General features: G+C 55.4%; 9 protein-coding genes. 4 read left to right on the top strand and 5 right to left on the bottom strand.

Translation table 11 applies throughout. The features are described 5' to 3' along the window. Positions 1-92 precede the first annotated feature (92 nt). Positions 93-299 (top strand): hypothetical protein, encoded by a 207-nt coding sequence (locus tag VFA09_01775; GenBank protein ID HZU65980.1) that lies wholly within the window; start codon positions 93-95, stop codon positions 297-299. A 139-nt stretch (positions 300-438) separates the two neighbouring features. Here VFA09_01775 and VFA09_01770 read toward each other — a convergent pair whose 3' ends face one another. The 3 genes from VFA09_01770 to VFA09_01760 all read right to left on the bottom strand — a co-directional run bounded on the left by VFA09_01770 (position 439) and on the right by VFA09_01760 (position 4,616). Next, the gene (locus VFA09_01770) at positions 439-1,803 is read right to left on the bottom strand and encodes a hypothetical protein (protein ID HZU65979.1); all 1,365 of its coding nucleotides are present in this window, start codon (positions 1,801-1,803) and stop codon (positions 439-441) included. A gap of 97 nt (positions 1,804-1,900) precedes the next feature. Continuing rightward, entirely contained in the window at positions 1,901-3,241 is a 1,341-nt protein-coding gene (locus VFA09_01765) for a S53 family peptidase (protein ID HZU65978.1), read from the bottom strand. 37 nt (positions 3,242-3,278) lie between these two features. Next, positions 3,279-4,616 (bottom strand): S53 family peptidase, encoded by a 1,338-nt coding sequence (locus tag VFA09_01760; protein ID HZU65977.1) that lies wholly within the window; start codon positions 4,614-4,616, stop codon positions 3,279-3,281. Between the two features lie 342 nt (positions 4,617-4,958). Here VFA09_01760 and VFA09_01755 point away from each other — a divergent pair, with 342 nt between their 5' ends. Then, on the top strand, positions 4,959-8,501 hold the full coding sequence (locus VFA09_01755; GenBank protein HZU65976.1) for a hypothetical protein: 3,543 nt from the start codon (positions 4,959-4,961) through the stop codon (positions 8,499-8,501). Between the two features lie 229 nt (positions 8,502-8,730). After that, positions 8,731-9,714 (top strand): glucokinase, encoded by a 984-nt coding sequence (gene glk, locus VFA09_01750; protein HZU65975.1) that lies wholly within the window; start codon positions 8,731-8,733, stop codon positions 9,712-9,714. 7 nt (positions 9,715-9,721) lie between these two features. Here glk and VFA09_01745 read toward each other — a convergent pair whose 3' ends face one another. Then, on the bottom strand, positions 9,722-10,225 hold the full coding sequence (locus tag VFA09_01745; protein HZU65974.1) for a helix-turn-helix domain-containing protein: 504 nt from the start codon (positions 10,223-10,225) through the stop codon (positions 9,722-9,724). A gap of 193 nt (positions 10,226-10,418) precedes the next feature. Here VFA09_01745 and VFA09_01740 point away from each other — a divergent pair, with 193 nt between their 5' ends. Then, the gene (locus VFA09_01740) at positions 10,419-11,306 is read left to right on the top strand and encodes a methyltransferase domain-containing protein (protein HZU65973.1); all 888 of its coding nucleotides are present in this window, start codon (positions 10,419-10,421) and stop codon (positions 11,304-11,306) included. A gap of 53 nt (positions 11,307-11,359) precedes the next feature. Here VFA09_01740 and VFA09_01735 read toward each other — a convergent pair whose 3' ends face one another. Beyond that, entirely contained in the window at positions 11,360-12,937 is a 1,578-nt protein-coding gene (locus VFA09_01735; GenBank protein ID HZU65972.1) for a HAMP domain-containing sensor histidine kinase, read from the bottom strand.

Below are 12,937 nucleotides of genomic sequence, written 5' to 3'. Positions count from 1 at the left end.
ATGGTACAAAGACAGAGCAAGAACGCCTCTTGTACGAACATGCCAATGGGCAAAAAATCACATCAAAAGGATCGGGTTGAATAGAGTGGAAAATGTATCTTCAGAGGTGGTATTCCGGCAGCCTGAAAGGGGGCTGGAGCATATCGCAGGCTGCGCATAACCAGAAAGGCTCGCGAACACGTATCATGCTCGCGGAAAAGCAGGGAGATGTCGAACGAGTTACCGCGCAATTTCAATCTGCGCAGGTGAAAACAACGACTTCCTATTTTTTCGATCTGTTGCAGGCCGGGTATGCTTAGCGAGGATAACCACTCCGGGTGAAGACACAAGGAATGACCTTCGCTGACATATTTGCTACCTCCATTTTCTTTGAATTTCACGACAAGCGTACCATATTTTAACGAAGAAATCAATGGCAATCGACACGTAACATTCCGCTCAGTCTCCATCATCCACATCAGGGGGATTGGAGCGAGGTGATACGAGCGTCTTCTGATTGACGGCCACCTGCTGAGATTGCTGCCAGAGGAGATCAAGGGCATTTTTACCGGCGGTGGTGATAGTATCGGGATGCTTGCTGATAAAGTCCGTCGCGGTCTTAGTACTCGATAAAAACCACGTGCGGATAAAGGGAATGGTTGCGGCTGCGGCAATAAGCGCCGTTACCGTGTTCTGAATGGTATCCGTAATGGATTGCCCTTGAGGGTTAGCAGGCATCGCTTGCATTGAGGGAGCAACGCGTGCCTGCAAATACGTAAGAATAACAAAAACAGCCACGGCAAGAAGAAGGCCGCCCAGAAGGAAAGGTAGAATAAAAAGCAGCAGCCTGCCAACGAAATGCCGGATGATTACTTGAGGGTTTATGAAAGTGGTAGGATCGCGCTCACCTGTAAGCAGGTCATGCCAGATGGTGGCTTGTTTTATCAAAGCGCGCTTCATCTTCACATGCTCGCTATTGTGTTGCGCCTCTTTGCTCAGCGCTTGCGGATTCTCTATGATAGCTTTTCCCCAGATGATGAGGCTGTTCGTCAATGCCTGCGGAACGAGTGGCTGTAAGTAAATAGACAGGCTCTGGAGATGATCATGCAATTTAAACAGTGAGGCTTCGCTTATCAAGGCATTTCTTGCCTCGCCCTGTAAGGCATTTTCTTCTGGTCGTCGCCGGTGATTATTGCTATTGGCGTGAGATTGATAGAAGGCAGGATCGGCTTCACCAATACCGATGTACCAGCGAATGGTGGAAAAGCCGCGCCCAACGGTATATCCATTGTAGACCGGCGGAGGCAGCTGCTGGAGAATCACCTGAATCTCTTCGTTCCAGAAGTAGAGCAGGGCATTTATGCTGGCGCTTATGTTCTTGTAGGCTTCCGGCTTCGTATCCACACTGCACAACTCATTGACTCTATCGTTCAGCATGTCTATATAATATTTACCGTTCTCGCTGATCCTATAGCCGTTATTCGGGGTTTCATCTTGCTCTACGACCTTCGAGCCATTCACACCCAGCTGCTTTGCCAGAAAGCGGATGCGACCTACCACAGCAAGCGCTCTTTCGCGTTGATCACGAATAGGTGAAAGGATTTCCGTATGAGCGAAAAAATCAGGTTTATGAGGGGGCATGATTTCTAAAACACGCCTGAGAATGACGCAGCGACCTAATAATTCGGTCATGGACCAGCCAAGCCCGGTCGCATAGCGTATCTGCGTGATGAGATCGGATACCGAGATCTCATCGGCCTCGCCGGTATCAGTGTTCTGTTGCTCGGTTTTAGTGACTGTAGTAGCAGATGCAGTTTCAGGCATGATACGAAATCCATTTTTCTGAAGATATCGCATCACTCACAATATATGCGCTTCGTATCAATTATACTTCTGCTTGCTCCAAAAATCCAGTGTTTTGCTAAGCGGTTCCTCCGTTCATGGCTGCAATGAGGGCGGGCAGTAATTTTTCGGCGTTGGGCGAGCCCCAGCCTGTGATGGGGTCCCAGCCCTGGAGGGCATTATAGCCCTGCACATCCACCTGACTATTACTGACCGAATTGTTGCCCGACGTAATGTCGTGGAAATCCTGCGTGTAGCTGCCGGATTCGGCCAGCTTGTAGAGCGTAGGATTGATGTAACCCAGCGGATGACCCGCCATCTGATCGCCTATTGCCATGATGGCGGCCCACAGAGGCGTGCTGGCACTGGTGCCGCCGCCCAGGTCCCAATGACCGGCAGTATAGATCGCCAGCCCCGTGTTGGGATCGGCGTCGGCGGCTACATCAGGAACACCGCGCCGGTGGTTCAGTTCGCCCTGGTCGCCAGACGGCAATGTCTGCTGGAATGAGGGTTCCGGGAAAAATGAGCTAAACCCGCCGCCGCTCATATGCCAGGCGGTTTCTCCAGAACTATCCAACGCCGTTCCACCAACGCTGGTAACCCATGGATCGTCGGCTGGGAAGCTGGTTGTCGGAGTAGGCGAGAGTTTCGATGCCTGAAGGTCGGTATAATCGGTGGCCCCATTATCGCCGGAAGCGGAGAAGAAGCTGATTCCCTCCTGGGTGGTAGCCTGCTTGAAGAATGCATCCCATTTGTGTATCTCCTGTTGCCCCGCGGAGTCTTTCAATGTCACCTCGGATGCGCCCCAGCTCTGTGAGACGATGTTACCCAGGTGATGATCGAGGGCGTATTGCTCAAGTTGCAGAAATTCGGGTAGGCCAACGGTGCCCTCCGTTTCAGCAACGGGACTCACCAGCACAACGATTCCGGCGCCGGGAGCGATGGCATGAATGATCTCTACGTCCAGTTCGGTTTCGAGCGCCCAGCCGCCGCGGTCGCCGTTGGGGTCATAGGGCGGTTCATTGATCGGCGAAATGACCTTGATCGTTATTGGTGGCAGGCCAAATTGCTTATCGAACACATCCATATCTTGCTGCAAGGTCGGACTGCCAAAGGAAACAATATCGACCACCGTCTGTCCCTTCCCGGTATAACCGCGCTGGATGAGCGATTCCACTCCATAAGCAACGCGCAAGGACTGAGGAGTCTGGCAAGTTGGCGAGCTAAAAATGGTCGCGGGGCATGTCTCGGTAATCGTGTCATCGGGAGTCTGCGTGGGACTCCCGGTTTTCACCGCTTGCCTTGTGGGTCTGGGGGTAGGCGTACCTGCTGCTGTATTGCCTCCCAATGGCGCGCATGCTGAAATCAGGAGTAGCAACAGGACCACTACAGGCGCGAACAATCTATTTTTCTGCATCATTCCTTGTGTTCTCCTTCAGTCTCTGTGAGATGTTTCCTTATTTTAAGGCGGCAATCAAATCCGGCAGCAGTTTTTGCGCATTGGGCGCGCCCCAGCCGGTAACAGGGTCCCAGCCCGGGACCGCATCGAATCCGGTAACCCTGGCCTGTCCCTGTGAGAAACTGTTATTGCCAATAGTGATATCGCGGAAATCCTGCTGCACACTGGGCGAGGTAGCCACTTTATAGATACCAGGATTGATGAAGCCGAGGGGATGGCCGGCCATTTGATCAGCCACGGCGATAATTCCCGCCCAGAGCGGCGTACTCGCGCTGGTGCCTCCCACCTGCTGCCACTGCCCACCGATATAAAAGGCCATGCCGGTCGCGGGATCGGCATCAGCTGCTACATCCGGTAGACCACGATGACCATTCAATTGTCCCTGAACTGCGGCAGGCAGGCTCTTCTGGTAATCCGGTTCACCAAAGAACTTGCTGATACCACCACCACTATCGGGCCAGGCCGTTTCAGTAAAACCATTGCCGTTCCGCTGAAGCCTTGTGCCTCCCACGGCAGTTACCCAGGGGACATCCGCCGGGAAATCGACGGTGGGAGTGGGCGAAAATTGCGTGGCGGCAATATTCGAGTAATCGGTGGCGCCATGATCGCCCGAACCCGAGACGATTGTCCATCCCTGCTGTGTCGTAGCCTGCTGATAAAAGTCGGCAAATTGCTTGACCAGCTTTTGCCCGGCGCTATCGGTAAGCGTGACCTCCGTCGCTACAAAGCTCTGCGAAAAAATCTGGCCCAGGTGATGCGAGACGGCGTATTGCTCCAACTGGAGGAATTGAGGCAGGCCAATAGTGCCCTCCGTTTCGTCAACCGGGCTGGTCAGCACAACAATACCCGCATCCGGGGCCATAGCGTGAATGATCTGCACATCCAGTTCCGTCTCAACCGCCCAGCCCACCATATCTTGATTGTTGGGATCAAACGGTTTGGTGCCGATTGGGGATAGCACCTGAACGTTGATCGAGGGCAGGCCAAACTGCTGATCAAATACATTCATGTCTTGCTGCAAGGTCGGGCTGCCAAACGAGACAATGTCAACGACCGTCTGTCCCTTACCGGTAAATCCCTGCTCCGTGAGGGTCTCCATGCCATAGGCTACGCGTAGAGCATGAGGGGTAAAGCAATTGGGGATAGAACGCAACTGGCCCGGGCAGATATCGGCGGTTGTGCTGGTGGGCGAGGCAGCAGCTGTCGGCGTCTTTACAACACGCGGTGTAGGCGTTGTTCCCGCATCGCTACTGCCGCCCGGCGGAGCGCAAGCAGTCAGCAAGAGAAGCAGCGCAATGATACACACAAATGTTAGCTTCACTTTATGCAGAACCATTCGTTATCTTTCCTTCTGTACAGGATACGCGGGCATATCAAGCCATCGCATAGCAGGATTAGTAGCTGCCGCTATCCTGCGGGCGCTTCAATCGTAAAAATGGAAATGTGTTGGCATTTCGTCTATTATACTATACGCTGTAAGGCACCTCATCCCTGCTATTCTCCCTTGTGCTTTTGGCAAACATAGTGTAAGGTAAATCCGACAACATAATGGACATGCTTTCATCATTTTTCTGGAACAGTACAACTGCTCCCAGCAGGTGACGTACATAATAACATACGGACCGGTCATGGATTTTTGACAAAACGCACGACATTCGCGAAGACGAAAGGGATTGAGATGATACCACAAACACCACAGGTAGACCATGATTCCTCTGTACATATTACCGATTATGCGCTGGTTGAAAGACTTGGAGATGCCGCACTGGTAGGCAAATGGTTTGTCTTCCTCAAGGCGAACTGGCTTGCTCGTTCAGGTATGGATCGTGTCCTGGCCAGCTCTGGCGTCCAGCAGGGCGAGGCGCAGGCTGCGATTCTCTTCCGGGGAAAGGACGAGATAGCGCTGCCAGGAGCAACTATCGCGGCTTCGCCTGTGCCGCGCCCGGAACTGGTCGCGCTCACAAGCGATAAGGCGCTCTACGCAGCCAATCGTGATACTGTGCGCCTGCTCATTACCGCGCCGCAGCATCCCAAAGCCGGTATGAAGCTGGCACTGCGTTTGAACGGCAATCCCTATGCCACCTACCCATTCACACTGGATGAGTTCGGGCTTTGCCTCTGGTCGATGCAAGGCTTGCCGGAGGGCAGATACGAAGCCGATCTCGAGGGCATGGATAGCGACCTCTGCCATTTTGAGGTCGCGGAGTATCGATTAGCGCCCTTGAACGCGGAGTTGACCGAGCAGAATTTGAGTGGCAATACACTGCGCTACGTGCTGAAAGTCACTGCTTTTGGACAGCCCTACAGCGGCCCGCTAGAGGTGGAATTGCAGGAGCGAGGGCAGCGGGCCGGTAATCGCGAGAAACTGACCTGCAATCGCGAAGGCCTGTGCCGGGGCGTGGTGAAGCTGACCGGCGCCGGACCCTATACCCTGAACATTTTCGCAGGAGAACGCACGGCCACCGTCGCCCTGAAGGGATCGGAGCAGGCCCGGCGCGAAACCCTGGTCATTAGCGAACTGGGCGAGATACGCGAGATCAGCCTGTTGCCCTCGGCGCAATCGAATCCCTGCCGCGGCATCTACATCTCGCGCGGCGGCAGTAACACCGAGCCATTCCTGGTGCAGCGCGTGGTTGGCAGCGAGGTCGAAATTACCGCGCGTGTCGACGCTGAATTGCTGCGCGTGGTGGTGGTCGATCCCGCGCGCGGAACCAGCGAGGAACACCTGTACAGGCATGTGCAGGCGGAAAAGAGCCTGCATTTGCCCATCCCCATACCTTATGGCATCGTGCTGCTGGGAGCGTTCATCGAAGGTAAGGCCTGGGAGGGCTGGTGCAGCGTGCTGCGACCATCTACCATTCACCTGCATTGCGAGGCTCCCAAAGAGGCGAAGCCCGGGGCGCGCATTCATATCACGCTCAAAACAGGCAAAGCCGGTAGCGTTATACCGGTGCAATTGATCGTAAAGGATCAGCGCCTGGTTGCTCCCGGAGACCCACAGGTAGAACTGGCCGCTCGCATCAAGCAAAACCTCACACAATGGCGCGATCAGGCGCGTACCGGTGCCGTCGAGCGCAAACTGTCAGAAGTGGGGCCGAGACGTATCATGTATCGCACCGCCAACGGGGGAGGTGTGCGTCCCCTGGTAGCGGCTATGCCCCTGGATCAAACCGTCATCGCACCTCAATTCACTGCCGCGGCTCGACCCCTTCCCCCCGCGGCAGCATTACCCAATGAGGGGCAATTTATGCCGTCCACTGCCCAGGCCACCTCAAATGTCGCCGTCGCATCGCCCGTTCAGACGATCCAGGCAATGCCCCAGCTACGGCTGCAATTTGCTGAGATTGTCTACAACAACATCGTAAAGGTACAGGGAGAAACGAGCGTTGAGGTAAAGCTGGGGGATAGCATGACGCGCTACAGCATCGAGGCTTTTGCCCTTGCGCCCGATAGCCTGGACTGGCAGCGAGTTGAGACCACGCTTGATACTGTGCAACCAGTTTACGGAGAGCTGACCATCTCGCCTTTTGTGCGCCCAGGCGACCCTGTATTGGGCAGGCTCGATGTTGGGGCGGCATCCGGCGGTGCCATCGTCGAAGTGCGGCATGATAATGAGGTCGTCCCGCTGTTTTTTGAGAATGGTGAGGCGGTCACGCCCGGCCTACCCATTCCATCCGGCTCCGTGGTGCGTTTTCCGGTGAAGCCTGGGGCAATTACGGCAACAGTACGTGATGCGCGCAAGGGTGGCATCGATGCCAGCGAGCGCTATGTCACCGAACCGGGAAAATTGCGCCATATTGTGCGCCACCTGCACATCCTGACTCCGGGTGAAGAGGTCACTGCCCGCGAACCACGCGTGCTGGAGATTCGGCCTCTGCCTGGACTCGATGCGCCGTTCCAGGTCATCGTGGAGGGCGCGGCGATGTATCCTTTTGGCTGCGTCGAGCAAACCTCCACCAAACTCTTCGCCATGTTCACGGGCTATATCGTCAACATGGAACATGTTGAAGTCGCTCGCGAATACGAGGCCGCCATTCCGATCTGGTATAAACGCCTCAAGAGCATGTACCTGCCGAAACACGGTTTCTGCTTCTACCCGCCGGAGGAGGGCGGCTCGCGCAAGCCCGATACGCACTACGCGCCGATGGCCGTGAAAAATCTGCTCAAGCTGCCATCAGCTGACCAGGCGGGCATTAAACAGCAGGCGCTGCGCGAAATGCTTGACGATATCGCAGCCATGGCGCTGGACGCGGCGAGCTACTACAAGATCGAGAATCCACCGGAAAAGATCAGCGATTGCCAGTCCGCGTACCAGATTCTCACGAAGAGTAGCTCGCAGAAAGATAGGGATGACGCGGCGGCATACGTGCGTTCGCGTCTCACCGAGCATAACGGCCAGACATACGTAGAAATGCAGTCAGACCGTTCGATGCCGCAATTCTTCGGCATGGCCGTTTCGACACGCGCGGAAACCGCCTACGCAGCGGCGGCCCTGCTTGCCACAAAAGAGGCGAGCGATCTGCCAAAAGTTATCGCAGCCACCAACTACCTCACCGGCCAGTTGAACGCGGAAGGACGGCTCTACAGTACGGTAGACACGGCAGCATGCCTGGCCCTGATGCTGGGCCTGCGCGAGTCAGGTATCGTGTCCGCTGCCGAGGGCGGACGCGTGCAACTCAATGGGCAGGAGATGTCACTGGCGGAGGCCCTGGCTTCCAGCGGCAAAGTTGAGACATTGCGCTGCACGCAAGGGGTTATAGCCGCGGAAGTGACCTCGGAGTTCATTGAAGACTGGAGCGCCTTCAAAAGCAGCTTGCCCGTGAAGGTTCGCCTGGAGCGCGGCGGTCATGCGCAGGATCACTTCAAGGCCGGTGACGCGCTTGACCTCGTCATCAGCGTACCGCGTTACGAGCCGGGCCTGATCGCGCACGTCTGTCTCCCAGACGCGCTGGCACGTATTGCTGGTGGCGGCCAGGTCAAACGCTTCAGCCTGGATTTCTGCGAGAAAAACGAACTGCGCGTACCATTAGCTGCCATCAGCCCAACCAGCTTGCCGCAGCTAAAAGATGCAGAAGCGGAGCAAAATCTCCTGCGCTGGCTCGGCATCTCGGACCGCGAGCAGGCCAGGGAGAATGGGCAGCACTGGGCCGTCATCGTGCGCAACATGTTCAAGGAGGAGCAAGTGGGCAATCCAGGATTGATGAGTGTCGTGGTGGAGTAAGAGGATTTCGCGCCGGAGATGCTTCACTGCGTTCAGCATCTCTGGCAGGCTTCTGGGTAATCGCCAGTTATTTTCCCTTGCGAACACCTTCACATTGCGGGTAACATTGAATTATCTATATGATAGGTAGCACCCATGCACGTATCATTGCTAATTGCTGGCCATTTTCCAGGGAAGAAGAAACCTATCTGTATATCACATTACGTATAAATGAAGGAGAAGCCTTTTCATGTTACTTGCCGGTGATATCGGTGGCACGAAGACAAAGCTCGCGGTCTTTTCGCAAGAGCAAGGATGGCGCGTACCCCTCGCCGAGGAAATATTCCCCAGCGCAGACTATACCGGCCTGGAAGTAGCTGCGCGTAAGTTCCTGGCAAAGCACGATTTCAAAATAGAGCAGGCCTGCTTCGGTGTAGCGGGACCCGTCGTCGAAGGCGCGGCCACGATTACCAATCTCTCCTGGGTTATGAAAGAGAGCCAGCTAGCGCAGGACCTCAATATTCCCACCGTCAAACTGCTGAATGACCTGGAATCCATCGCTCATGCCGTGCCTTTTCTCGAGGCAAGCGACCTCGATACGATCAACGTGGGCCAGCCGGTTCCGCATGGCACATTGGCCGTAATCGCGCCCGGCACAGGGCTGGGCGAAGCCTATCTTACCTGGAACGGAACGGCGTACCAGGCGCACAACTCGGAGGGTGGGCATGCCGATTTCGCGCCTACTAACCTCTTCGAACTCGAACTGCTCCGTTACGTTATGCAGCGTTTCCCCCATGTCAGTTACGAGCGTGTCTGTTCAGGCAAGGGCATACCAAATATTTATGATTACCTCAAAGATAGCGGCTACGCGGAAGAGCCAGGCTGGATGGCCGAACGCCTGGCAGGGGCCAGAGATCGCACACTGATCATTATGAACACGGCTCTCGATCCCGACCTGGATTGCGAACTCTGCACGGCCACCCTCAATACATTTGTAGCCATTCTAGGCGCGGAGGCAGGCAACCTCATGCTGAAAGTGCTGGCCAACGGCGGCGTCTACATCGGCGGCGGCATCCCACCACGCATCCTCCCTTATCTACATGAAAAGCGTTTCATGCAAGCGTTCCAGCACAAGGGACGTTTCACCCACATGATGTCTGAGGTGCCGGTGCATGTCATTCTCAATCCCGATATCGCGCTGCTGGGAGCGGCTTCTTATGGATTCGGGATGTAGAAGTAGTTCATGTATGAATAATCGCCTGCTTCGTCCGATACTGCGCCGTCTCCCAATCCAGCACGTCCGCTAATTCCTGTCTGAAGCCTTTCAGTTCATCCTGGACTACGGACTCGTCGGGCATTTCGGTATCTTTCCAGATCAGCGTGATGGTCACATTGAGGGGATCGGCGTCGTCCGCGAAGATGTAGCGCTGCATGGTGCCGGGAAAGAGGTATTGCTGGTTTTCCTGCATGGCCTTCAGTTTCTCTATCAAGCGCTGCTGCTGGCCCTCGTGGGCGCGCACCTGAATATCCATAGCACGCACTTTGGCTCCGGCCCGATAAGAACGCCAGGCGGGTGGCTTCGTGCGGGTACGACCGGTCGGCCTGGGACGAAATTCCTCAACCGCCTTTTTGGGGATCATGTAGATGCCACCGACAATCTCCGCGACTAGCCGTTTCTCACGAATATATTCGTAGACGGTATAGTAGGAAAGGCCGAGCATTTCGGCAGCCTCGTTCGTCGTCACGAAGTCTCGTCTATTAATATTCTCTCTATCTTCTTTCATGGACATACTGTAAAGACGTAAGTCATTTTATGTAAAGATACAATTGTAATTCGGAAGTTATTGAAAAAGACATAGGCAATTTGTTATAATCTCTTCATGAACATAATCTGCCGATTCCCTGGCAGAAAAACAATACTTTTTGGGAATAGTTGTTATGAACACAAATGCTTCTACTCCTCCTCCTGAGGAGAATCAAAAGCGGCTCGCAAATAGCTCCGTGCCTTTTTTCATGGAGAACGAGGCCGAGGTGGCGCGTTTGATGCTGCAACACCGGCGTTTGACCGAATTGATGGGTGACGTTTTGCCATCCGGGCTTGATCTCTCTCGCGTTCGCCAGGTTCTCGACGTGGGCTGCGGCGTTGGCGCGTGGGCCTACGAGATGGCGTGGCGGCATCCCGATATGCGGGTTGTCGGGATCGATAAAAGTTCCTACTTCATCGACCAGGCCCGGCGGTATGTTTTTGGACATATATCGAATATCAGCTATATGGTGCAGGATATGCATCATCTCCGCGGTGAAATGTTTGCGCCCGGTTCCTTTGATCTCATTCACATGCGTTTCTTGCTGGGTGATGTGACGGTGCAAGCGTTTCCGTCGTTGATTCATTCTCTGGCTCACCTATGCCGGCCAGGAGGCTTTTTCGTGTGGACTGAAGCGGAATTGCCTATCACTACCAGTCCCGCGTGCCAGCGCCTGTCCATATTGGTGTTGCAAGCGTTGCAGGCGACGGGACGAGCGTTCGTGCCTGGCTACTCGCTGGGCATTACACCGCGCATGGGCCGCTGGCTGCGCGATGCCGGGTTTCGCATCGCGCAGGACAGAGCCTACGCGCTCGAAGTATCGGTCGGCACAACGGGTCACGAGGTGTTTGCGCGCCAGGCATTCGTCTCTGGCAACCAGGTACTGCCTTTCCTGTTACAAGCAAAAGTGACAACAGCAGAGGAGTTCGAGGCAGTTTTCGCGGAGGCGCAAAAGGAGATTCGCGACGAATCGTTCTGCGGTATGTGTTTTCTGAGGACGCTGGTAGGCGTAAGATCGTGAGGCAGAGATGTGGAGGCGAAAAATCGGCGATTTTTCGCCTCCACATCTCTGCCTCACGGCTTTAGATCAACGGCAGCGTTCTGCTCCTGATTCTGCGGCTGTTTGATGGCGATGGGCAGCGTAAACGAGATACGAGTGCCCATGCCGGGCGTGCTTTCGGCCCAGATTGTTCCCCCGTGCGCGGTGATGATCGCCTTGACGATGGAGAGGCCGAGGCCACTTCCACCGCCGCTTGAGCCGGTGCGCGAACGGTCGATGCGGAAGAAACGGTCAAAGATGTAGGGCAGGTCTACGGGACCGATGCCGACTCCTGTGTCGCTCACCCATATGGTGAGCCATCGCGAATGGCCCGCGGGCGTTCCCTGCTGCCGGGACGGCTCCGATGCGTCGATGCTGGCGCCGATGATGATCTTGCCGCCGGATGGAGTGTGGCGGCGCGCGTTGTCCAGCAGGTTGAGCAGCACCTGCGTGATGCGGTCGCTGTCCGCGAGCACCGGTGGAGTTGTCGGAGCAATCTCGTTATAGACCGCGATGCCTGCCTGCTCGCACTCGGGACCGATAACGGCCAGTGTTTCATCGACCAGCGATTGCAGGTTCAGTGGCGCGATATCCAGCGAGACACGGCCCGTTTCGAGCGATGACATTTGCTGCATATCTCTTACCATGCGGCGCAGGCGCTGCACCTCGCGGCCAATCAGCTGCGCCGTCTCCTGCCGCGATTTGGGATCGGCAATCACATCGTCGGCCAATGCTTCGCTGAAGCCCTGGATGGCCGTCAGGGGAGTGATGAGATCGTGGGCGATATTGGCGACGAGATCGCGGCGCACCTGCTCCTGGCGGCGCAATTCGTTGACATCGGCCTCGATCCTGGCCGCCATCGCGTTAAAAGACGATGCCAGCGCCCCTATTTCATCCTGGGATTTTGGCGGCTCTACTCGTTGTGAATAGTCGCCGTTTTTCATCTGCTCGGCGGCAGCTGTGAGCGATACGAGCGGCGAAGCCAGGCGGCGTGCCAGCAGCAGGCTAAAGATTACCGCGCCCACGGCAATCACCGCGCCCGCGATCAGGATGATCTGGTCGACATTCGCCAGAAACTCATACGGCGAAAAGCCCCTGGGATATTGATTTGGCTCGGCGAGTAGTAAAGCGCCAACAATGTGGCCATTGGTTTGCCCATTATCATAAATTGGTACGCTGATGTATGGGCCTGAAAAAGCATTGCTATCACCGGCAGAACCTTGCAGGCTGCCTTCCATTTCATGGCCCTGCAGCGCCTGCTCCAACGCCTGATTGATAGCAGGAAAATCTTCCTGGGCTACTTCGTGAAATGAACGCCCGCTGTGAGCATTACCGCTTTGATCGATGACGATAAAGAGGTCAGGGCCGTAGAGATCGATTGGTGGCACATTGCTCCAGTTGCTTCCATCACGCTGGTAAAGCTGGCCGATTTGCTGCGCGTAAGATTCGGCGCTTGAGCGTAGTTGATCGCGCTGCGCTGTATAAAAGTAGTTCTGGACGGCAATTGAAACCACAATTACGAGGACAAGGATAGCGCTAAGGGCGACGGCGAGATAACTTAGCGCGAGTTTTGTACGTAGACCCAGCGAGGGGAAAGAGAAGCGTTCCAGCAT

This window comes from Ktedonobacteraceae bacterium, assembly GCA_035653615.1.
Taxonomy (GTDB): domain Bacteria; phylum Chloroflexota; class Ktedonobacteria; order Ktedonobacterales; family Ktedonobacteraceae; genus DASRBN01.
Note: the sequence above shows the minus strand (reverse complement) of the source record. Positions and strands in the feature narration are given on the sequence as shown.